This window comes from Burkholderia sp. L-4, assembly GCF_056856535.1.
On record NZ_JBXEOX010000002.1, the window covers coordinates 861992 to 883681 of the forward strand.

At 67.4% G+C, this 21690-nt stretch carries 23 protein-coding genes; 12 read left to right on the plus strand and 11 right to left on the minus strand.

Features of this window, described 5'->3' with window-relative positions:
• Positions 1 to 116: 116 nt before the first annotated feature.
• Positions 117 to 1097, minus strand: a complete 981-nt coding sequence (locus AC1VVG_RS20690; protein ID WP_059556356.1) for a LysR family transcriptional regulator — start codon at positions 1095 to 1097, stop codon at positions 117 to 119.
• A gap of 102 nt (positions 1098 to 1199) precedes the next feature.
• Here AC1VVG_RS20690 and AC1VVG_RS20695 point away from each other — a divergent pair, with 102 nt between their 5' ends.
• Positions 1200 to 1574 (plus strand): nuclear transport factor 2 family protein, encoded by a 375-nt coding sequence (locus tag AC1VVG_RS20695; protein WP_059556355.1) that lies wholly within the window; start codon positions 1200 to 1202, stop codon positions 1572 to 1574.
• A gap of 164 nt (positions 1575 to 1738) precedes the next feature.
• On the opposite strand, the gene kdgT is transcribed toward AC1VVG_RS20695, so the two are convergent.
• The gene (gene kdgT / locus AC1VVG_RS20700; RefSeq protein WP_034189680.1) at positions 1739 to 2758 is read right to left on the minus strand and encodes a 2-keto-3-deoxygluconate transporter; all 1020 of its coding nucleotides are present in this window, start codon (positions 2756 to 2758) and stop codon (positions 1739 to 1741) included.
• A 279-nt stretch (positions 2759 to 3037) separates the two neighbouring features.
• Between kdgT and kduI the strand changes: the two genes are divergently transcribed.
• From kduI to AC1VVG_RS20720, 4 genes are all read left to right on the plus strand, one after another.
• Positions 3038 to 3874: a 5-dehydro-4-deoxy-D-glucuronate isomerase gene (kduI, locus tag AC1VVG_RS20705; RefSeq protein WP_482836103.1), complete on the plus strand. Its 837-nt coding sequence runs from the start codon at positions 3038 to 3040 to the stop codon at positions 3872 to 3874.
• A 4-nt stretch (positions 3875 to 3878) separates the two neighbouring features.
• Positions 3879 to 4685 (plus strand): 2-dehydro-3-deoxy-D-gluconate 5-dehydrogenase KduD, encoded by an 807-nt coding sequence (kduD, locus tag AC1VVG_RS20710; protein WP_124609174.1) that lies wholly within the window; start codon positions 3879 to 3881, stop codon positions 4683 to 4685.
• A gap of 58 nt (positions 4686 to 4743) precedes the next feature.
• Positions 4744 to 5625: a DNA-binding transcriptional regulator KdgR gene (gene kdgR / locus AC1VVG_RS20715; RefSeq protein WP_069705920.1), complete on the plus strand. Its 882-nt coding sequence runs from the start codon at positions 4744 to 4746 to the stop codon at positions 5623 to 5625.
• 83 nt (positions 5626 to 5708) lie between these two features.
• Entirely contained in the window at positions 5709 to 6086 is a 378-nt protein-coding gene (locus tag AC1VVG_RS20720) for an SH3 domain-containing protein (protein ID WP_167361892.1), read from the plus strand.
• Positions 6087 to 6117: 31 nt separating this feature from the next.
• Here AC1VVG_RS20720 and AC1VVG_RS20725 read toward each other — a convergent pair whose 3' ends face one another.
• Complete coding sequence (locus tag AC1VVG_RS20725) at positions 6118 to 7722, minus strand: EAL domain-containing protein (protein WP_482836104.1); 1605 nt, start codon at positions 7720 to 7722, stop codon at positions 6118 to 6120.
• Here AC1VVG_RS20725 and AC1VVG_RS20730 point away from each other — a divergent pair.
• Both AC1VVG_RS20730 and AC1VVG_RS20735 read left to right on the plus strand, forming a co-directional pair.
• On the plus strand, positions 7679 to 8161 hold the full coding sequence (locus AC1VVG_RS20730) for a hypothetical protein (RefSeq protein ID WP_482837245.1): 483 nt from the start codon (positions 7679 to 7681) through the stop codon (positions 8159 to 8161). The genes AC1VVG_RS20725 and AC1VVG_RS20730 overlap by 44 nt on opposite strands.
• Positions 8161 to 8460, plus strand: coding sequence for a hypothetical protein (locus AC1VVG_RS20735; RefSeq protein WP_059556351.1), 300 nt, complete (start codon positions 8161 to 8163; stop codon positions 8458 to 8460). Before AC1VVG_RS20730 ends, AC1VVG_RS20735 begins: the two co-directional genes overlap by 1 nt.
• Positions 8461 to 8488: 28 nt before the next feature.
• On the opposite strand, the gene AC1VVG_RS20740 is transcribed toward AC1VVG_RS20735, so the two are convergent.
• Together AC1VVG_RS20740 and AC1VVG_RS20745 are read right to left on the minus strand one after the other, a co-directional pair.
• Positions 8489 to 8794 (minus strand): hypothetical protein, encoded by a 306-nt coding sequence (locus AC1VVG_RS20740; protein WP_034189673.1) that lies wholly within the window; start codon positions 8792 to 8794, stop codon positions 8489 to 8491.
• A gap of 50 nt (positions 8795 to 8844) precedes the next feature.
• Positions 8845 to 9891, minus strand: coding sequence for an AraC family transcriptional regulator (locus tag AC1VVG_RS20745; RefSeq protein WP_301741282.1), 1047 nt, complete (start codon positions 9889 to 9891; stop codon positions 8845 to 8847).
• A 94-nt stretch (positions 9892 to 9985) separates the two neighbouring features.
• Here AC1VVG_RS20745 and AC1VVG_RS20750 point away from each other — a divergent pair, with 94 nt between their 5' ends.
• Positions 9986 to 11002, plus strand: a complete 1017-nt coding sequence (locus AC1VVG_RS20750; RefSeq protein ID WP_482837194.1) for a sterol desaturase family protein — start codon at positions 9986 to 9988, stop codon at positions 11000 to 11002.
• A gap of 36 nt (positions 11003 to 11038) precedes the next feature.
• On the plus strand, positions 11039 to 11719 hold the full coding sequence (locus tag AC1VVG_RS20755; protein ID WP_482836105.1) for an alanyl-tRNA editing protein: 681 nt from the start codon (positions 11039 to 11041) through the stop codon (positions 11717 to 11719).
• 24 nt (positions 11720 to 11743) lie between these two features.
• On the opposite strand, the gene AC1VVG_RS20760 is transcribed toward AC1VVG_RS20755, so the two are convergent.
• The 3 genes from AC1VVG_RS20760 to AC1VVG_RS20770 all read right to left on the minus strand — a co-directional run bounded on the left by AC1VVG_RS20760 (position 11744) and on the right by AC1VVG_RS20770 (position 15642).
• Positions 11744 to 13345, minus strand: coding sequence for a histidine-type phosphatase (locus AC1VVG_RS20760; RefSeq protein WP_482836106.1), 1602 nt, complete (start codon positions 13343 to 13345; stop codon positions 11744 to 11746).
• A 179-nt stretch (positions 13346 to 13524) separates the two neighbouring features.
• Positions 13525 to 13959 carry an HAD family hydrolase gene (locus AC1VVG_RS20765; RefSeq protein ID WP_034189670.1) on the minus strand — a complete coding sequence of 145 codons (435 nt, stop codon included), beginning with the start codon at positions 13957 to 13959 and terminating at the stop codon, positions 13525 to 13527.
• Between the two features lie 324 nt (positions 13960 to 14283).
• Positions 14284 to 15642: an NAD(P)/FAD-dependent oxidoreductase gene (locus tag AC1VVG_RS20770; protein ID WP_482836107.1), complete on the minus strand. Its 1359-nt coding sequence runs from the start codon at positions 15640 to 15642 to the stop codon at positions 14284 to 14286.
• Positions 15643 to 15742: 100 nt separating this feature from the next.
• On the opposite strand from AC1VVG_RS20770, the gene AC1VVG_RS20775 reads away from it, so the two are divergent.
• Positions 15743 to 16696: a LysR family transcriptional regulator gene (locus AC1VVG_RS20775; protein ID WP_482836108.1), complete on the plus strand. Its 954-nt coding sequence runs from the start codon at positions 15743 to 15745 to the stop codon at positions 16694 to 16696.
• Between the two features lie 20 nt (positions 16697 to 16716).
• Here AC1VVG_RS20775 and AC1VVG_RS20780 read toward each other — a convergent pair whose 3' ends face one another.
• On the minus strand, positions 16717 to 16914 hold the full coding sequence (locus tag AC1VVG_RS20780) for a hypothetical protein (protein WP_034189667.1): 198 nt from the start codon (positions 16912 to 16914) through the stop codon (positions 16717 to 16719).
• Between the two features lie 192 nt (positions 16915 to 17106).
• On the opposite strand from AC1VVG_RS20780, the gene AC1VVG_RS20785 reads away from it, so the two are divergent.
• Both AC1VVG_RS20785 and AC1VVG_RS20790 read left to right on the plus strand, forming a co-directional pair.
• Complete coding sequence (locus AC1VVG_RS20785; protein WP_034189666.1) at positions 17107 to 18030, plus strand: AraC family transcriptional regulator; 924 nt, start codon at positions 17107 to 17109, stop codon at positions 18028 to 18030.
• A gap of 133 nt (positions 18031 to 18163) precedes the next feature.
• Entirely contained in the window at positions 18164 to 19051 is an 888-nt protein-coding gene (locus AC1VVG_RS20790; protein ID WP_034189665.1) for an NmrA family NAD(P)-binding protein, read from the plus strand.
• Between the two features lie 25 nt (positions 19052 to 19076).
• Here AC1VVG_RS20790 and AC1VVG_RS20795 read toward each other — a convergent pair whose 3' ends face one another.
• On the minus strand, positions 19077 to 20279 hold the full coding sequence (locus tag AC1VVG_RS20795; RefSeq protein ID WP_482836109.1) for a benzoate/H(+) symporter BenE family transporter: 1203 nt from the start codon (positions 20277 to 20279) through the stop codon (positions 19077 to 19079).
• Between the two features lie 176 nt (positions 20280 to 20455).
• The gene (locus AC1VVG_RS20800; protein WP_175027249.1) at positions 20456 to 21481 is read right to left on the minus strand and encodes a fatty acid desaturase; all 1026 of its coding nucleotides are present in this window, start codon (positions 21479 to 21481) and stop codon (positions 20456 to 20458) included.
• Positions 21482 to 21690: the final 209 nt, after the last annotated feature.

Here is a 21690-nt window from a genome sequence, read left to right on the forward strand (position 1 = left end):
CGCTGTAGAAGCCGAACGCGGGTGCGGACGGTACCCCTGACACTGGCTGCCCACATCGCCACCCCAAGGCATACCATACTGTCGCGGCCGGCACCCTCGGCATGAACGCCGGAAAACTATGCGCGATGCAGCGTTTCGAGCACGGCCGATGACGGCCGCTCGCCAGCGCCATGGCCCTTCGACTGCAGCCCGGGCATCATGCCGACGACAAAGTCGATGAACGCTCGTACCTTGGCCGGAACGTGACTCCGGCTGGGGTAATAGACATAAAGCGGGAACGTCTCGTCGCTCCAGTCCGTCAGGATCGGCTCCAGCGTGCCGGCACGCAGGTGCGCGTCGATTCCGAGGTCGATCAGCTGGGCGATCCCGAAGCCTGCAACGCACGCGCCGATTTTGGTTCCCGCATCCGTGACGGTCAGATTCCCGTTGACAGCCACTTTCACTTTCTCGTTGTCGCGCCAGAATTCCCAGTCGAAGGGCCGACCGGTAGCCGGATCGATGGCCAGGATGCATTCATGGCCGTCATCGACCAGATCCTGCGGCGACCTCGGCCGGCCGCGTTGCGCCAGGTAGGACGGCGCGGCCACCGTCAGGACCCGCGGGCTGTACAGCCTGCGACAGACCAACGTGGAAACGGACGGCGGCCCGAATCGTATCGCGAGATCGAAACCGTCGCTTACCAGATCCGACAGGTCGTTCCGGGTTTCCAGCTTCACATGAAGCGCCGGGTAATCCTTCATGAACTGGGCCAGCTCCGGCGCCAGCACAAGTCGAGCGAACGCCGCGTCGCACGCCACACGGAGCGTTCCGTTGACGACCGAGGTCTGGCCGGCGGCTTCGGCGGTCGCCTCTTCGATTCCCTGGAGCAACGGCCGCACTTTCGACAACAGCGCGTGGCCTGCGTCCGTCACTTCGACGTGCCGGCTGGTGCGATGCACGAGCTTCGCGTGCAGGCGGTCTTCCAGTCGCTGAATGGCGCGACTGACCGCCGGCTGAGTCCTGCCCAGACGAGATGCCGCACGGCCAAAGCTCCCGGATTCGGCGATGGCCGCAAGCACGAGCAAGCCGCCGACAAGTCCTCCGTCGAGGTCTTCCATGATCCATGAGTTCCTGTAATGGCAGCGATAACCGGGCCGCCGTAGCCGAGGCGAGGACGATCGCTCACTATACGAGCCGTTCACTCTCGAGGAAAGCCAGTCATGACCCAGACCCAAGCCGTCGTCGCGTTGATCGAGGATTACTTCAATCTGGCTTACGAGCCGAGGAGCCGTGACTTCAACAAGGTCTTTCACCCGAGCTGCCTGATTCAGTGGCTGGACGAAGGCCGGCTGCGCACGCTGTCGTCGTCGGAGTACGAGGCGCTCGTCAACGGGAGACCGAGCCCCCGGTCAACCGGCGCACCCCGAGACGACGCGATCCTCTCCATGGCGCACGTCTCGGACGGCCTTTCGACGGCGACGGTGCGGGTGCGGATCGGAAGCCGGCTGTTCAACGATCACTTCGTCATGCACAAGGTGGACGGCAGTTGGCTGATCGCCACCAAGGCGTCCGCCATCGTGCATACGTTCGACTGAAACGTGGCGTAGCGCCGCGCGGCTGACGCGCGTCCGGGTCCGGAGCGCGCGCCGACATCAACGAAAAAACCCCGGGAAACGCGTCGATTTCCCGGGGTTTTCATGTCGTCGAACATGGATCGACCCGCAGCCGGAGCCTGAAAGGCGGGCTCGAACCTTCCCTCTCAAACATGCCCTTCATGTTCGATCGGCGCGCCATGCCCGGCCCGCGCCGCAACGATGATCGGCATGCCTGACATCCTGGCCGCCCGCTTCGCCCACATCGCCGTCAGGATCGGCACGAGAATCGCCGTCACGAGGCAAGCCGTCGCGACGATCGCCGTCGCGGCCGGCACCATCGGCTTGAACTTCGGAATCATCTCGCCGATGATCGCCGGGTTCGCCACGGCGGCGCCCGCCGTCGACGACGCGGCGAGCCCGGCTGTCCCGTTGCCGCCGCCCACGAACTTGTCCGCGAGAATCAGCGGCACGCCCGTCACGACGATCACCGCGAGCCCGAGCGCGATGCCCGGCAGCCCGCTCTTCGCGATCACGTTGAGATCGATGCCGTTGCCGAGTGCAAAGCCGAAGAACGGGATCAGCGGATGCACGCAGCGCCCGAACAGCTCGCGCAGGTCTTCATCGAGGTTGCCGAGCGTGAAGCCGATCAGGAACGGCAGCACCGCGCCGACGAAGAGCCGCGTCTCGAACACCGCGACGCCCGCCGCGCCGAGGATCAGCATGCTGACGAGCGGCCCCGATTCGATCGACATCAGCACGAACGCACCGGCTTCTTCCTTGCTGCCGTACTGCTGCATCACGGCCGCATAGAGGCCGCCGTTGGTCATGTCCATCGACGTCGTGATCGCGAGCAGCGACAGGCCCGCGAAGAGGCCCGTGCGGATGCCGTCGTCGGGGATGAACCGTGCGGCGATTAGGGTCGCCAGCCACGCGACCACGATCTTGGTCGCGAGCAGCGTGCCCGATTTGCGCAGCACGACGCCGGTCGCGCGCAGGTTGATCGTCGCGCCCATGCAGAAGAACCAGACGGCGAGGATCGGCACCGTGCCCGCGATCAGGCCGTTGGTGAACGAGCCGAAGTACTTCCCGGCGTTCGGCGCGAACGTGTGCACGCACGCGCCGAGCAGCATCGGGACCAGCATGAGCCCGCCCGGTATGCGGTCGATGGCCTGTTTCAGCTTCACGTCTCCTCCGTGGACGTCGATGCGTCCCGTTGTCGAATGATGTCTGCTGACTGACTATAGGACATGATTCGGAACGTCGGTCCGTTTTTATTGTTTGGAACGGTAATCGTATACCCGTATCACTATAAATAGCTGATAAAAAGGGAATTGCGCTATCGTTGTACGGCGAGCTATTTTCGGATCGACGTTCCGAATTTGCGGAATCTGTGCTTCAATTCATCGTATGACCACCGCCGGCACGCGCGTCGGCGGCGTCTTCTTCCCCAACGGAGAGCCGGCATGGAAGTGCGACAGGGCATACACGGCGAACACGCGAAGACGCTCGATACGGCCGGCCTGCGCCGGCATTTCCTGGTGGAGAACGTGTTCGCTCCGGACGCGTTGTCGCTCACCTACAGCCACATCGACCGGATCATCGTCGGCGGCGCGTGGCCGGCCACGCGGCCGGTCGAGGTGCCCGCGTCGCTCGGCGCGGCGATGGGCGTGAGCCATCTGCTGGCGCGTCGCGAACTGGGGGCGATCAACATCGGCGGCCCCGGCTGGGTCGAGGTCGACGGGCAGCGCCATGCGGTCGGCACCGAGGAGGCGATCTACATCGGGCAAGGCGGGCAGGGCGTCGTGTTCGGCAGCGACGATCGCACGCGTCCCGCGAAGTTCTACCTGAACTGCGCGCCCGCGCACACGGCCTGGCCGACACGCACGATCACGCTCGCGCAGGCGTCGCCCGAAACGCTCGGCGATGCGGCCACGAGCAACCGCCGCACGATCTACAAATTCATCGTGCCCGACGTGCTGCCCACCTGCCAGCTGTCGATGGGGATGACGAAACTCGAGCCCGGCAGCCTGTGGAACACGATGCCGTGCCATACGCACGAGCGCCGGATGGAGGTGTATTTCTACTTCAACCTCGCCGACGATGCGGCCGTGTTCCACCTGCTCGGCGAGCCGCGGGAAACGCGTCACATCGTCGTGCACAACGAGCAGGCGGTGATCTCGCCGAGCTGGTCGATCCATTCGGGCGTCGGCACGAAGGCGTACACGTTCATCTGGGGCATGGTCGGCGAGAACCAGGTGTTCAAGGACATGGATCACATCGCCGTTGCGGACCTGCGCTGACACCATGAAACGCGATACGCCCGATCTTCCCGCCGTCGACGCGCGCCCCGCGCGCGCCGGCCTGTTCGACCTGACCGGCAAGGTTGCGATCGTCACCGGCTGCAATACGGGGCTCGGCGCCGCGATGGCCGTCGCGCTCGCGTCGGCCGGGTGCGACATCGTCGGCGCGAACCGTTCGGCCCCGGCCGAGACCTCGGCGCGCGTCGAGGCGGCCGGCCGGCGTTTCGCCGACGTGCGCGCCGACCTGTCGACGCTCGAACCGGTCGAGCGGATCGTCGGCGGCGCGGTCGATGCGTTCGGTCGCGTCGACATCCTCGTCAACAACGCGGGCATGATCCGCCGCTGCGATGCGCTCGAATTCACCGAAGCCGACTGGGACGCCGTGATCGACGTGAACCTGAAGAGCGTGTTCTTCCTGTCGCAGGCCGTCGCGCGGCAGATGGTGAGGCAGCGGCGCGGCGGCAAGATCGTGAACGTCGCGTCGATGCTGTCGTTCCAGGGCGGCATCCGCGTACCGTCGTACACCGCATCGAAAAGCGGCGTGCTGGGGCTCACGCGCCTGCTCGCGAACGAATGGGCCGCGCGCGGGATCAACGTGAACGCGATCGCGCCCGGCTACATGGAGACCGACAACACCGCGCAACTGCGCGAGGACAGCCGGCGCAGCGACGAAATCCTCGGACGCATCCCGGCCGGCCGCTGGGGCGTGCCCGACGACCTCGCGGGCGCGGCCGTGTTTCTTGCGTCGCCTGCGTCGGACTACGTGCACGGCCACACGCTCGCCGTCGACGGCGGGTGGCTCGCGCGCTGATCGCGCTTCGCGGCGGACGCGTTATGCTCTCCCGATTCGCACTCACGGGTTCAAGGACATGACAGCAACGCCCAGGCAGCGCAAAGGCGATCAGGCGAACCTCGGCGCCGAAGCCGACCCGTCGGCGGCCGGTGCCGCCGAAAAGGCCGATTCGGTCGCGGCCGTCGGCAAGGTCTTCACGATCCTCGCCGCGCTCGGCGATCGCCGCGAGATCGGCATCAGCGAGTTGTCGCAGCATCTCGGCATGTCGAAGACCACGGTGCATCGCTTCCTGCAGACGCTGAAGACGCTCGGCTACGTCGCGCAGGCAGGCGAGACCGACCGCTACCGCCTGACGATCCGGCTGTTCGAGCTGGGCAGCAAGGCACTGGAGAGCGTGGACCTCGTGCGCGAGGCCGATCTCGAGATGCGCCGCATCGGGCAGCTGACACGCGAAGCCGTGCACCTCGGTGCGTTCGACGAGGACGCGATCATCTACATCCACAAGATCGACGCCGATTACGGGCTGCGCATGCAGTCGCGGATCGGCCGGCGCAATCCGTTGTACAGCACGGCGATCGGCAAGGTGCTGCTCGCCTGGATGACACCCGACGAAGCGCGCGCGGTGCTGGCCGGCATCGAGTTCAGGAAGTCGACCGCGAAGACGCTCGCGTCGGCGGATGCGGTGATGAGCATCCTGCCGCACGTGCGACAGCAGGGCTACGGCGAGGACAACGAAGAGCAGGAAGACGGCCTGCTGTGTCTCGCGGTACCCGTGTTCGACCGTTTCGATCGCGTGATCGCGGGGTTGTCGCTGTCGTTCCCGACGATGCGTTGCGGCGCCGACACGAAAGCGCATTATGTCGCACTGCTGAAGGAAGCCGGGCAGGCGATTTCCGCGCGGCTCGGGCATCGCCCGCACGCGGCGGCCGTCGAGGCGGCCGCGGTCGTGCACGACTGAACACGCCGCGGGCGGCGCTACAATCGGTGCCGCGCCGGTCGCGCGCCGGCGAACCCCGAACACGACGACCTGAAGGACGAACCATGCGAATGAACATGTGGATGCGCACGTGCATCGCGCTGCTGGCGATCGGCGCGAGCCTCGTCGCGAACGGCGCGCAGGCAAAAAGCGCGGTGGATTGCGGGAAGCTCGATGCGGCCACGAGCGGCCCGGACGACAACTTCCGGCCGCCGGCGTCCGGCACGGTCATCGGCGCCGGGCGCGCATATTTCTACTCGGCACCCGACGCGCAGTGCATGACGAAGCGAACCTTCATCGTCCCGGGCGATTCGGTGACCGTCTACAAGTCGCACGGGCGCTGGTACAACATCATGTACGTGAACGGCAAGACCGGCGACGACTTCGAGGGCTGGGTCGAACTGGGCCGCGTACGTCTCGGCGGTCAATACGGCGCACAGTAACCGCCGGCGATGCGTGTCGGGCCCGGTGCCGCTACGATGACACCCAAGCGAAATCGCGTTTCAGGTTCTCCGCGCGCTGCGGCCGCCGATACAGATAGCCCTGTGCATACTGAATCCCGATCGTATGCAGCGCGCGATGCTGCGTTTCCGTCTCCACGCCTTCCGCGATGATCTTCAGGTCGTAGTGGTGCGCGACGGCCGCGATCCCCTCGATCAGCCCTGCGCCGCCGTCGTTCAGCTGGGCGACGAACTGGCGATCGATCTTCACGTAGTCGAACGGAAAACGCGACAGCACGTCGAGATTGCTGTGATGCGTGCCGAAATCGTCGATCGCGAACTTCGCGCCTTTCGACCGGAGCGCGTTGAAGACCTCGGTGGTCCGCGCGTTCTTCTCGAGCAGGATGCGTTCGGTGACCTCGAGCACCAGCGTGAAGCCCGGCGGCAGCGCGCGGATCGCTTCCTCGACGACGGATACGAAGCGCGCGCGCTCGAGATCCTTCGGCGCGATGTTCACCGCGATGCGCAGCGGCGCGGACGGCGTCAGCGCGGTCAGTTCCGACACGGCCGTCCGCAGCACGAATTCGGTCACCTTCGGCAGTACCGTGCTCGCTTCCACCTGCGGGATGAACACGGCCGGGCTGATGACTCCCCACTTCGGATGCTGCCAGCGCAGCAGCGCCTCGACACCGACCGTCCGGCGCGTCTGCACGTCGACGATCGGCTGGTACACGACGTGAAACTCGTTGCGCCTGAGCGCATGGCGAACGGCCTTCAGCAACAGCCGCCGCGGCGCCATCGCCAGCAGGTAGGCGGCCATCACGAGACCGTCGGCCAACAGCACGATCGTCATGCCGATCAACCGGTAGTGGCCCTGGACGTGCGAGGCGTACTGAGCCGATGCGGCGACCGACACCGTGAAGGGCCAGCGTTGCGACGCGATCGTGGTGCCGCCGGCGGGAGCGAGGTCCGATTCCGGCGCGAACTTGCCTTGCTGGTCGAGACGGCCCGATCCGGCGATCGACAGCGTGGCGGATTCCGTCCCGCTGCGGGCGCTCGGCGCGAGTGCATCGACCACGTAGTCGCCTTCGATCAGGTACAGGACACCCGCGCCACGCGCGGTGGCGCGATACACGGCCAGCACCGGAATGCCGCGCTGAAACGGCGTCTGGCGCAGCAGCGTGACGATCGTCGCGCCCGGTTCGGGCTCGCGCGAGTATGCGTCGAGCGGCAGGTCGATCGCACCGAGCGCCGACGAGCACATGACGCGGCCGTCGTTCACCAGCGCGACGGCGCGCAGGTAGCGCAGGCGAGTGCCCACTTCGGCCAGCGTCCGGAATACCGACGCGCAAGGGCGTCCGACGAGCGCGGTCAGCTCGTCCGCATGTCGCAGGCGGACGCCGTCGAGGATGCGGTTCACCGTCGCCACGATGTCGTTCGCGACGACGCGTTCCTGCGTGGTGACGGCGTCGCGTGCGTAGCGATCGGCCAGTACGATCGCGCAGGCGGGCACGAGCACGCAAACGATTACCGCGACGAAAAAGACCGCCCGCGGCCATGTACCGCTACGCTGGAAAACGGACTTCGAGCCTGGTATGAGCGCCGACATTCCCGCGGTTGCCCTTGATGTTGTACGCATGGAGAGGCATGTCGAACCGGTCGGTGCGCATGCGTCATGCCTGGTCCGGGCGATCCGGTTCGCGTATCGGCATCGCGATGCGAACCGGCGCGACGATCGCGCTGGGCAGCGGCGGCAGGCCCGTCGCGATCGGCCGTTCGATCCGACGGCTCACGTCTCTGACGAGTGCATTTCGCGCATCCATATTGACGTAGCACACCGAAAAAACCCCCGGCCGCATGGTCATGCGGCCGGGTCGAAAGACACCGTCTCTTGGCACGAGGATGGTGCGCGGCAAGTATATGATGTGGCGCGCTATTACGAAATATTATTGATTAAAAATTGGTGCAGTTTTGTGATTGCGTCTAAAAAAGAAACATTGCCGCGACATACCGTTTTAGGCGGGTCGCCGCGAGCGCGCGGGGGGCTGTTCGCGCGTCATGCCGGAGTTTCGCAATGATGGAAGAAGATACCGCTCCTACGACGGTCATGGTGACCGATGGCGCTGCCGCCGCGGATGGCGGCTCGCTGTGGATCCAGATTTCGATCGACGGACAGGTCCGCAACTATCTGCTCGATCGCGCACTCGCGTCGCGCGGTACGCCGCGCTACGACACCATCTGCGGCGCGCACGGGGTACTGTCGAAAGGAGAGCGAAAGGAATTGCGGGGATGGCTGGCGCGTATCGCCGACCCCGCGATGTGGGCGGGCATCGTCAGCACGTTCGTGGAGGTGCTGTCGCGGCCTGACGCGGAATGAGCGGCGCCGGCGCGGCGCCGGCCGCGACTCAGAAATCGTTGCGCATCTTGTGAAGCAGCGCGCCGGGCGACTGGTGCGTGTCGACCGCGGTCAGGACGTCGGTCAGGAACCATGGCAGGTTCAGTTGCGTATCGGAATCGCCGACGCATACGCGGATCGGCGGCGCCTTCGACGGCGAGCGGACGTCCTGCGTGGCCTCCCGCGACGGCACGCAGTTTTTCGCGTGCGCCTGAACGGGAACCGGCGCGGCGGCGCCGGGGAGCGCGCCGGCGTCGGCCGGCACGCTGACGGCGGCAAGCAGGGTCAGGACAGCAGCAGCGGTAACGCGTTTCATGAGGATTCTCCGGCGATGTCCGTTCGACCGTGCCGGCGGGCGCGAGTTCGTCAGCCGCGCGCGACGCGGGCCGCCCGCAGCGGCTGTCGGGCGCGCCACTGCTGAGGCGATTCGCCGGTCCAGCGCCGGAACGCGCGCGTGAATGCGCTGTGTTCGGAATAGCCGAGCAGCCAGGCGACTTCCGCGAGCGTCAGCCGCGGATCGTTCAGGTGGTCGATCGCGAGCCGCCGCCGCGTGTCCTCGCGCAGGGTCCTGAAATTCAGCCCGAGTTCGGCCAGCCGGCGATGCAGCGTGCGCGACGACACGTGCAGCGCCGCCGCGATCGGCTCGATGCCGGCTTCGCCGTGCGTCAACAAGCGCGCGACGGCTTCGCGCACCGACTGTTCGAGGTCGTCGGCCTGCCGCAGCTCGGCGAGCAGCGCGCTCGCCTGGCGCTCCATCATGTGCCGCAGCGCGTCGTCCGGCCGTTGCAGCGGCTGCGTCAGCAGGTGCAACGGAAACGCGAGACGGTTCACCGGCTGGCCGAACCGCACCGGGCAGCCGAAGTAGTCGAGGTACGGTTGTGCGTCGCGGGGCGACGGATGCACGAAGCAGACTTCGTCGGGCCCGTGGCGCGTGCCGGTGATATTGCGCGCGAACTGGACGATGGCGGTCAGTGCCACTTCGTCGACGAGCGGGCCGAGCGGCTCGGGCGCATCGTGCCATTCGATCGCGACCGACGTCGCCTCGACGCGCACTTCCATGCGCGCGACGTTCGCGATCAGGTGTTCGTATTGCTGCCAGCGCGCGAGCGCGGCGCCGGCATCGCGGCACGCATGCAGCGCATAGCCGAGCGCGCCGAGATGCGCGGGCGTGATCCGCTGGCCGACGTGCAGGCCGAGCAGCGGATCGTCGAGCGCGCGGGCCGCGCGTTCGAGCAGGCCGCGCCAATGCGCGCTCGCGTACAGCGTCAGCCCGCGATCGTCCTCGGGCGGCCGCGCCTCGCCGAGGACGCGCGGGGCATCCTGGCCCTGCCCGGACAGATAGTCGAACAGCAGCCGCACGTAGGTGCTCGAGTAGTAGACGCGCTGGGTCGCGAGCGGGGAGGCGGCGGGCATGGCGGAAAGTGTCAAGTAATCGTCGGCAAGTGTCAACGCGAGCGGACCCGTGCGCGACCATACTGCGCGGCAGTTCCCGATCGAGGCCGCCGACATGCCGAACGAGTTGATGACGTGGCTCCACGCGTTCCTGGGTAACGACGTGGACTGGAAGCAGGTGCTGTTGATCGGCATGACGCCGGTGTTCCTGATCGCGTTCGCGATCGAATATGCGGTGATGACCGGGCGCGGCCGCCGCGAGCCGTTTCGCTGGAAGGAGATCGTCGCGAACCTGTCGCTCGGTGCCGGCTACCAGGTGGCCGAGACCGTGATGGGGCTGCTGTTTACCGGCGCGATCTTCGCGTGGGTCCATCGACACCGGCTGTTCGACGTGCCCGTGAACGGCTATACGGTCGTGCCGATTTTCGTCGTCGTGGAATTCTGCTACTACTGGTTTCATCGCACGTCGCATCGCGTGCGCTGGTTCTGGGCCGCGCACGTGCCGCACCACAGCGGCGAAGTGATGAACTTCACGACGGCGATGCGGCAGTCGCTGCTGAATGCGTTCGTCGGCGTGTTCGTGTTCTACCTGCCGCCCGTGTGGCTCGGCATCCCGCCGGCCGTCGTGCTGTTCCTGCTCGCGGTCGATCTCGCATACCAGTACTTCGTGCATACGGAAGCGATCGGGCGGCTGCCGCGCTGGTTCGAATACGTGTTCGACACACCGTCGAACCATCGCGCGCATCACGGCCGCAATCCGCGTTATATCGACAGGAACTATGGCGGCGTGCTGATCATCTTCGATCGCATGTTCGGCACGTATGTCGAGGAAACGGAACCGGTCGACTACGGGATCACGCAGCAGATCCGTTCGTACAACTTCCTGGTGCTGAACGTGCACGAATTCGTCGACATGTGGCGCGACGTGTTTGCGCCGGGGCCCGTCATGCAGCGTGTGAAACACCTGTGGATGCCGCCCGGGTGGGAGCGGCCGGGGCATCGGCCGATCCACACGTGGCGCGTCGAGCGCAAGCGCGAGGAAGACGCGATGGCGCCGCGCGACGCACAGGCGGAGGGTGCGACGGCAACGGGGCGCAAGATCGTACAAGCCGCCCGGACGCGTTCGGGCTAAGCTGGGCGTTTTCCTCGGCGAAAGGCGTGGCGGGCGATGACAAGGAAAATGTTCTGGGACGATCCCTACCGGACCACACTGGATACCGTCGTCACGCACGTCGACGGCGATCGCGTGCGGGTCGACGCAACCATCTTCTTCGCGTTTTCGGGCGGCCAGGAAAGCGACGCGGGATCGCTGGGCGACTATCCGGTGATCCGCGCCGACAAGCAGGGCCTCGACATCGTCTATACGCTCCCGCATGATCACGCGCTGCGCGTCGGCGATCGTGCGACCTGGCGCATCGACTGGGCGCGCCGGTACCGGCTGATGCGCCTGCACTTCGCGGCCGAAATGGTGCTGCAACTGGTCTACCGGCTCAGGCCCGGCATCGAGCGTATCGGCGCGCATATCGCGCAGGACAAGGCGCGCATCGACTTCGCGAGCGACACGAGCCTGTCGCCGCTGTTCCCGGAGATCGAATCGGCGGCCGCCGACCTGTCGAGGCGTGACCTGCGCATCGTGACCGACTTCAGCGATGTCGATGCACAGCGCCGGTTCTGGGCGGTCGACGGCTTTGCGACGATGGCCTGCGGCGGCACACACCCGGCGACGACCGGCGAGATCGGCATGCTGATGCTCAAGCGCAAGAACATCGGGAAGGGCAAGGAGCGGATCGAGGTCATGCTGCTCGATCCTCAGGTAGCGAGCGGGCACGCGATGATGCGACTTGCGTGACCCGCACCGCGCCTCATCCTCGCGTCACTGATACCCGTAGCACTGCTTCAACCCCGCGTAGTCGTAGAAGTGGCTGGCCGGCGCGATCTTCGCGCCGTCGCACGCAGCCTGAAAATCCGTCTCGCGCTCGTTGTACAGCATCTTCACGATCAGCCGCGACCCGTTGCGGTAGACGTCCCACTGCAGGTTCGCCGCCATCGGCGACACCTGGTCGCCGCGCCACGGGTTGTTCGCATAGGTGTACGTCTGCGCCTGCGGCGTCGGCACGAACACGTTCTTCAGGTTCATGACCGATGCGAACGGAATCACGATCTCCGCGTGCGTGAAGCGCAGCTTCGCGGCGCGCGTCAGGTCGCCGCGGGCGATCGCGTCGACTTCGCCGAAGAAATCGTCCTGCAGCACCTTTGCCATCCGGTACGTGACCGGGTTCGCTTCCTGGATGCCGGGCCCCTTCTGGTAGTAGTCCTCGGCATCCTGCAGGTACGCGAGATACTGCGCCTGCTCCGCGCCGATGTACTTCTCCATCGTGACGCCGCCGGTTTCCGCGGTCATCGCGGGCGCGACCTGCAGCAGGTTGTACAGCACGTTCACCGCATCGACGGCCGTCGCGATCCTCGTCTTTCCGTCACCCTTCAGCGTATTGGTGAACTTGCCGTCCGTGGACGTGAACGCGTAGGTTCCCGTGTTCGCGAACGTGTAGCCGTCGCTGCCGAGCTTGGCGATGAAGGCCGGCGACACGAGTGCGGACAGCACCGTCTGCGCGACGTCGGCCGCCTGCGGTGCGGCCTTGATCGCCTTCAGCTTCGCGGCGACCGTCGCGTCGTTCGCATAGGCCTGGTACGCCTGGCTCGCCTGATAGGTCGCGTAGTACGGATCGCTCGTATCGGTGACGAGATCGGTGGCCGGTTTCAGCGAATGGAAATACAGCAGGAAGCGGTTGGTGCCGGCCGGCTGCGCAACCGGCGCGCTCGCCGGATAGCCTGACGGCGCGGCCGGCAGCGTGATGGCGGATGCCAGCGCCGGCTGGGCGGCGACGAGCGCCGCCGAGAAATACGTCGAGCTGTCCACCGCGCGATCCTGGCCCGAGTTGACGACGACGACCTGCCGGGTGCCCGCCGCGAACAGCGCGGGCAGCCGCTGGGCGAGACGGGCGGCGAGCTGCTGGTGTTCGCGGATACCGGTTTGCGTGAGGTTGCCGTATCCGGGCGTCGAGATACCCTGCACGCCGTAGCCGAGCAGCGCGTTGGCCTTCATCATCGCGTACGTGTCGGCCTTGAGCTGCGTGCCGAGCGCGGTCAGCGCGCCGTCGGCCTCGGCCTTGAGCAGCATCGCGTAGATCGCGCCGTCGTACTTGAAGCCCGACAACCCGCGCGAGCCGTGGCGCGCGACGAGCTCGGTATAGACGGGCGCGTAGCCGGCGGGCGGCGCTTCGTACGTCGCGGCGTCCTGCTGCGGGCGGTACGGTGTCTTCGTCTGGTAGTAGGTCGCGGGCGCCGGTGTCGGCGCGGGCGTCGTGCCGCCGTTGTCGGCCGAGGTGGCGGGCGGCGTCGATTCTTCCCCGCCGCAGGCGGCGAGCAGCAGACAGGCGATCGTGAGGGCGGTGGCGGTGCGGGTCGGGCGTGTCATCGTGGCGAGCGGCGGACGGACGCATGCGGATGCGCGCCGTTCCGTTTCCGGGAGAGTGGGATCGAGCCCGGAAGTGTGGCAAGCGACTTTGACAGCGGAATGTCAGGGTTCGGTCGGGCAATCGTCGGATTGCCGCCGGATCGGCGCCGGCCGGTCGCCGCCGGCCGCCGTGCCGACGTTCAGTGGAGCCCGGCCGATGCGATCGAGCGCACGGTGTCGGTGATGTTCACGCAGCGCGACAGGCCGAAATGCTCGGCTTCGCGGCGCTCCGGTTCGCTGCTTGCGATCGCGACCGCGCGTTCGGGCGGCACGCCGAGCGCCTGCAGCGCGACGTCGAACGGATGCTGATTCGATCTGGAGTCCTGCTGATCTGAATCGGTGACGACGACCGAGAAGCGGTCGAGGTGCGCGCGGCCGAACTGGCCTTCGAACATGTCGCTGAGCCGGGCGGCCGGCAGCGTCGTGACGAGACCGAGTCGATATCCTTCTTCCGATGCGCGATCGAGCCACTGGATGATCGCGTCGCGCTGATGGCGCGATTCGCGCGAATCCGGTGTTGCTTCGATTTGTGCGAATGCTGCGTCGAGACGGGTGACGATGGCTTCGATGACCACGGTGATTCCTCTTCAGAGACGTGATGATCCGTTCGCCGACGGGAATGCCACACACCTTAGCGTTCATCTTGAAAATACGACCAATTAATATTTATAGGTGACTCATATGATATGGCTTATGAATGAGGTGGCGCGCCAGAGCGGGCGCGGGGTGCGGGCCGCATGGTGTTTCCCGCGCGCATGACGTCGCATCGACGGCGTTCGACGTGATGCACCAGCGTGGCGCGCGGTTTGAATGCATCCGGCATATGCATATAAGAAAACGGCATATCGAGCGATGGCCGCCCGGCATGCCGTCTTGCGATGCCGCGTGCGTGCCGTCGATCAGTGCAGCTTGATCGACGGCTGGTTGCGGCTTTGCAGCCAGTGGCTCAGCGACTGGAACAGCGCGCGCTTCGCGCCGACCACGCTGAACAGGTGCTTGCGATACAGGAACTTGTACAGCCCGATCGCGGCGAGCCCGTCGACGATCAGCGAGCGCGAGCGCACGCTGATGTCGGCCTGGTACACGGCGCCCGCATGGCCGAGCGACACGACGGTGCCCGCATCGTGGAACGTGAAGCCGGCCACCGGCTTGCCGGCGATGCGCCGCGCGAATGCGTTGACCAGATACACGGCCTGCTGGTGCGCGACCTGCGCACGCGGCGGCAGGAAGCCGCTCGCACCCGTCGACGGGCACGCGGCGCAGTCGCCGAACGCGTACACGTGCGGATCGTCGGGCGTCTGCAGCGTGTCGGTCACGATCACCTGGTTCGAGCGGTTGAGCGCGAGGTCGCCGATGTCCCGCAGGATCGCGGGGCCCGCGACGCCGGCCGCCCAGATCGTGATGTCGCTCGCGAGCCGTTCGCCCGTCGCGGTCGTCACGGCGTCCGCGCCCACTTCCGCCACGCGCGTGTCGGTCAGCACGTCGACGTTCAGCGCGCGCAGTTGCGCGTGCATCTTGCCGGAGAGCCGTGCGTCGAGCGCCGGCAGGATGCGCGGGCCGCCTTCGATCAGCCGGATGTGCACGTCGCGTGCGGACACCAGCGCCTTGAAGCGGTACGTCGTCAGCTGCTGGACCGCGTGGCGCAGCGCGGCCGCCAGTTCGACGCCCGTCGCGCCCGCGCCGATCACGTTGATGCAGATCGGTGCCGCGCGCCGCGCGGGCTGCTGCTCGGCCAGGTGATTCGCCTTCGTGCAGGCCGCGAGGAACTTGCGGCGGAAATCCTCGGCCTGGTCGAGGTTTTCGAGCGGCAGCGCATGGCGGGCGGCGCCCGGCACGCCGAAGAAGTTCGTCACGCTGCCGACGGCGAGCACGAGGTCGTCGTAGCCGAGTTCGCGCCGCGGCAGGACTTCGGTGCCGTCCGCGTCGTGCACGGCCGCGATCGTCACGGTGCGTGCCGCGCGGTCGACCTGCTGCAGCGCGCCCTGCACGAAGCGGAAGCCGTGGCGCTTGGCCTGCGCCGCGTATTCGATCGTGTGCGAGGCCGGATCGCGATGGCCCGATGCGGCTTCGTGCAGCAGCGGCTTCCAGAAGTGCGTCGGATAGCGGTCGACGAGCACGATGTCGGCCTGGCCGCGGCGTCCGATCGTATCGCCGAGACGCGTGGCGAGCTGCAGGCCGCCGGCACCGCCGCCGACGATCACGATGCGCGGCAGGCATGGTGCGCGGTCCGTTGCGAGGTTGGGCGTGGTGTTGTCCATGTGGGGCTCCCGCTGAATGACGATTCGGATGACATTGCTCAAGAACCGACGATATAGTTTGGCACCCACTCGAACAATTTAATGTTTATAAGCGACTCATATGTATTCACTTATAGGAAAGACCGCGACGTTCCGGCAGCTGAAGGCGCTGGACATGATTGCGCGGCTCGGCAGCGTGTCGCGCGCGGCCGAGGAGCTGAACCTGACGCAGCCGGCCGTGTCGCTGCAGGTTCGCCTGCTGGAGGAGGCCGCGGGCGCCGCGTTGCTGCAGCGGGTGGGGCGCGGCGTGCAGCTGACCGCGGCCGGCGAGATCGTGGCGCGTTATGCGCGCGAGATCCTGCATCTGTGGAGCGAGGCCGGCGACGAAGTGGCCGCGTTGACGGGCGATCTCGGCGGCACGTTGCGGATCGGCGCGATCACGACGGCCGAGTACCTGATCCCGCCGCTGCTCGTCAAGTTCACCGCGACGCGCCCGCACGTGAAGACGTATTTCAAGGTCGGTAATCGCGACGACATCATCCGCATGCTCGCGACGCATGAAATCGATCTCGCGGTGATGGGCAGCGCGCCCAAGGAACTGCGCACGCACGCGGTCGAGTTCGCGAAGCATCCGATGGTGTTCGTCGCGGCGCCCGGCCATCCGCTGATGCAGCGAAAGCGCGTCGCGCTGAAGGATCTCGAATCCGCGCACCTGCTCGTGCGCGAACGCGGCGCGGGCACGCGCTCGACCGTCGAGAGCCTGTTCAAGAACGCGGGCCACCGGTTTCATGTGGGCTCCGAACTGTCGAGCAACGAGGCGATCAAGCAGATGGCCGAAGCGGGGCTCGGCATCGCGTTCCTGTCGTTGCACGCGTGCGCGCTCGAGCTGCGCACGGGGCTGCTCGGGCAACTGCCGTTCCCCGGCAACCCGATCGAGCGCGAATGGTATGTGGTCACGCTCGCCGACCGGCGCATCTCGCAGGTCACGGGGCTGTTCCGCGACTTCCTGATCAAGCAGGGCGCGCCGGTGATCGAAGGCGCGACGGTGGCGCCGCACGATCGGCGGCGCAAGTAGGCGAACGCATCGACTGCCGGTCAGACGAGCCCGAAGTCGTCGTTGCTGTCGGGAATCGACGCGAGCAGCCGTTCGAGCCGGTACCCGCCGACGACGCGCAGGCACCAGGCGGCGATGGCGGTGCGGCGGGTGCGCGGGCGGGGATCGGATGCCGGGCGGGCGGCGCCGGAAGGCGAAGGCGCGACGAACGTCGCGCGCAGCGGGCAGGAATGGGGCATGGCGGGCTCCGTAGGTGTCGGATGGGGCGATCGTAAGCGCCGCGGCGCCCGCTGGCGCGCACGCAAGGATCGTCCCGAGCAGAAACGGATGATCTTTTTCCGCTCGGTGCCGGGACGGCCGCCCAGGCCCGGCGCGCGGCCCGAAAACGCGTCACAATGCGCGTTCGAACCACGAATGGGTGGAGCCCAGCCATGAGCGATCCGATCCCCGCCGCGCCGCCGGACAACGGCGTGCCGGTCAGTTTGCGTTCCAGCCGCGGGCTCGGCTGGCGGGGCTTCGGCGCGGCGCTGCTCGACATTCGCGCCGGCACGTACCGGATTCCGGCGGCCGAGCATCACCGCATCGGCGTGCATATCGGCGGGCCCGTCCGCGCGGATTGCGTGTGCGACGGCGAGCGCGTGTCGCGGATCCAGGCGCACGGCGACGTCGACGTGATTCCGGCCGGCCTGCCCGGCCAGTGGACCGACAGCGCCGACTGTCGGATCCTGCACATCATGCTCAGCGACACGTTCGTGCGACGCACTGTCGAGCACCTCGAACTGAAGCCGTCGCACGCGCAGATCCGCCGGCGGCTGCAGGTGCGCGACCCGCGGCTGCAGCACATCGCGTGGGCGATGGCCGCCGAGCTCGAAGCGGATGACGCGTCGGACCCGCTCTATGCGGAAAGCCTGTGCACGGCGCTCGTCGCGCGGCTGGTCGACGGCCAGCCGGCGTTCCGCGAACGCCGGCGCACGCTGGCGCCGAAGGCGGCCGCGCGCGTGATCGACTATGTCGAGGCGAACCTCGAGCGGCGCATGACGCTGGCCGAACTCGCGGCGCTCGTGTCGATCAGCGTGCCGCATTTCAAGGTGCTGTTCCGCGAAACGCTCGGGATGCCCGTGCACCAGTACGTCGTGCGGCGCCGGGTGGAGCGCGCGAAGGCGCTGCTGCTCGAAGGCCGGCTCAGCATCAGCCAGATCGCGCTCGAAGCCGGGTTCGCGCACCAGAGCCACATGGCGAACTGGATGAACCGCGTGCTCGGCGCGACGCCGACGGAGATTGCGCGCTCGGGCGCGCGGGGCCGGTTGCGGCTGGCTTATGACGGGGAGGACGACGTGAAGCCTGCGCGCCGATAGCGGCCCGGCGGGCGGATTGCACGAACGGCGCCCGCATCCCGTCATCCTTTCCTGCGCGATTCATCCCTCCCTGCGCGCCTTTCCGGCCGCGCATGCCGACAATCACGACACCTTCATCCCCCAGGAGCGGATCGTGTTCGTGATCTTCGGAGCATCAGGCAACGTCGGCCTGTCGACCGTGACGACCTTGCGCCAGGCCGGCCATGCCGTGCGCGCGGTGCTGCACGACGCGCGCCAGCGTGACCGTTTCGTGCAACTCGGCTGCGATGTCGCGATCGCGGACCTGACGGACGAGAATGCCGTCGCCGCAGCGATCGACGGTGCGCAGGCCGTGCAGATCCTGTGCCCGGTGCCGGTCGCCGATCCCGATCCGGCCACGACGATGGCGCGGACGATCGACGTGGCGGCCGCCGCGCTCGCCGCGAACCCGCCGCCTGCGCTGCTCGCGTTGTCGGACTACGGAGCGGAGCTCGAAGGCAATACGGGTATTACGCGTCTGTTCCATGATTTCGAGGAACGTCTGAAGACGATCCCGACGCGACTGACGCTGCTGCGCGCCGCCGAACATCTGCAGAACTGGGCACGCGTGCTGCCGGTCGCGCTCGGCGCCGGCGTGCTGCCGAGCTTCCATCATCCGGTCGGCAAGGTGTTTCCGACGGTGTGGGCGCCCGATGTGGGCGTCGTCGCGGCGCGGCTGCTGCTCGATGCGCCGGAAGGCGGCAACGGGCCGCGCATCGTCAGCGTCGAGGGGCCGCGACGCGTGAGCGTGACGGCGATCGCGGAGACCCTCGGCGCGGCGGCCGGCCGTGCGGTCGTCGCGCACGAACTGCCGCGCGAGACATGGCAGGCGACACTGTTGCGCGCCGGGCTCGGCGAGCGCCATGCGCAGCTGATCGTCGATCTGTACGACGTGCACAACGCGGGGCGGATCGACGTCGAGGCCGACGTGTCGGAGCGGGCTTACGGGACGACGGCACCGGAGGACGCGCTCGCGCAACTGGTGCGCCGGCATGCGCGTTGAGTGAAGCAGCCGCACGCGGCGCGCATCACGCGGGGCGGCGCACCTTGTTCAGCACCGCATATGCGACCGACCCGATCACGATTCCCCAGAACGCCGACCCGAGCCCGAGCCACGTCATCCCCGACGCGGTCGCGAGGAACGTGATCACCGACGCTTCGCGGTGGTGCTCGTCCTCGAAGATCCCGTGCACGTTCGCACTGATCGCGCCGATCAGCGCGAGCCCCGCGAGGATCGCGACGAACGCCTTCGGCAGCGCGAAGAACACCGTGACGATCGTGCCCGCGAACAGCCCGCCGAGCAGGTAGAACGCGCCGTTCGCGAGGCCGGCGACGTAGCGCCGGTCCGGATCCTCGTGCGCGTCCTTGCCGGTGCAGAGCGCGGCGGTGATCGCGGCAACGACGATCGTGATCCCGCCGAAGCACGCGACGACGAGCGACATCACGCCGGTCGCGGCGATGATCGGGCGCGCCGGTGTGGGATAGCCGGACACGCGCAGGATCGTCATCCCCGGCAGGAACTGGCCGGTGAGGCTGACGACGACGAGCGGCAACGCGAGGCTGAGCGTCGTGCCGAGCGTCCATTCGGGGGCGATGAAGACCGGCCGCGCGAGGCTCGGCGACACGTTGCCGAGATGCGTCATCCCGAGCAGCGTCGCGAGCGCGGCGCCCGTCAGCAGCACGAGCACGATGCTGTAGCGGGGCAGCAGGCGCCGGAAGATCACGTAGGCCGCGATCATGCCGAACGCGAGCACGGGTTGCGCCGACGCGGCGGAGAACGCATGCATGCCGAACGGCAGCAGGATGCCGGCCATCATCCCGCACGCGATGCCGCGCGGGATGTGGCGCACGAGCCGGTCGAAGTAGCCGGTGACGCCGATCAGCAGGATGATGACGGCGGCCGTGATGTACGCGCCGACGGCCTGGTTGAGCGTCAGTTGCGGAAACAGGCCGACGAGCAGCGCGGTGCCGGGCGCCGACCACGCGGTGACGACCGGTACTTTCAGCCTCCAGCTCGCGAACAGGCCCGATACGCCCGCGCCGATCGAGATCGCCCAGACCCACGACGACACCATCGCATTGGACGCGTGCGCGGCTTGCGACGCCTGGAAGAAGATCGCGAGCGGGCCCGCATAGGAAATCAGGACCGCGAGAAAGCCCGCGGTGATCGCGGACACGGACCAGTCGTTGCCGATCGTGCGGATCGCGCCGGGCGGGGAGTTCGGTTGCATCGTCGTCGGGAAATGCGGCGCGCGGCCGTCGGGCGGAGCCGGGGCGAATGATTGTTGGAAGCCCCGGATGAGCCGCCATTCTGGCCATTGCCGGCCCGGTTGGCAATTCGCCGGCGAAGATCGACGTTGTCGGCTTTTTGTAAGGATTGGCGCGAAAGCGGAGGGATCGCCGGCCGTCACGTACTGATCTGCAGCACCGTGTCGACCACGGCCACCTTCACGCCGCTTCCGGTCGACAGCGACGCCGTGCCTTCGTCGAACGGATGCACGGGCGGGTCGGTCGGCGTCCACGCATGGCGCGCGAGCAACGCGCGATACCCGCCGCGGATCACGAAGCCGCCGCATTTGCGCGCATACGCGTCGCGCCGCATCCGGTATGCACGCGGCAGGTCGTACCACGGCAGCTTCGGCAGGTCGTGATGGACGAGGTGATAGTTGTTGTTCAGGTACAGCAGCCGCATCGCGAAACCGGCTTCGTTGATCGTGATGCGCGCCTTCGGATGCCGCGCGGCGCGGTGCTCGTACAGCGAGCGGATCATCGCGAGCGACAGCGCGGGCCACGTGACGGCCAGCAGGTAGTACCACCACGGCACGCCGATCGCCCATTGCAGCCATGCGAGCAGCGCGATCACGCAGGCGGCGTGCGTCGCCCACATCGGCAGATAACGGAAGTCGCCGCGCCGCAACGCGGCGAAGGCATCGCCGGCGGTCGCCGCGACGGAGAGCGGCGGCCCGACGACGATTCGTCCGATGAAAGTCTTGCGCGCGACCGTCAGCGCACGGCGCCAGCGCGGTAGCCGCGCCCAGCGTTCGCGCGTCACGTAGTTCGTTTCCGGATCGACGCCCGGCACGGTCAAATCTTCGTCGCGATGATGGTCGAGGTGGGTGTCGCGATACAGCGTGTACGGATACCAGACCGTCAGCGGCGGATAGCCGAGCAGCTTGTTGATGAACGCGGAGCGCGTCGGATGGCCGTGCAGCAGTTCGTGCTGCAGCGACATGTGCCATGCGCCGAGCAGGATCAGCGGCGGCGTCGCGGCCGCGAGCGGCAGGCGCCCGTCGCGCACGAGCAGCAGCACGGCGAGCCAGCCGCCGTAGATGACGGCGACCAGCAGCCAGGTCGGCCACTCGGTGCGGGCGGTGAAGCGGGCGTCGAGCGCGGCAATCGCGCGCGCATGATCGACGTCGAAGTATTCGGCCATGGCGTTGAGGCGGGATGGATCGGGCAGTGCGGGGAACGAGCGGTGGAACCGGGGCGCTCGGCCCGGGTGCGCAGGTGTCTCGCGGATCACGGTCGGCCCGCCAGGCATCGCGCAGGGTGCGGCGCCGGCAGGCCCGCCAACGGTAACCGGCGGGCGCGTCATGGCCAACCAATCGATTCGTATTTGCTTATCGGCGGGCGGCCGATAAG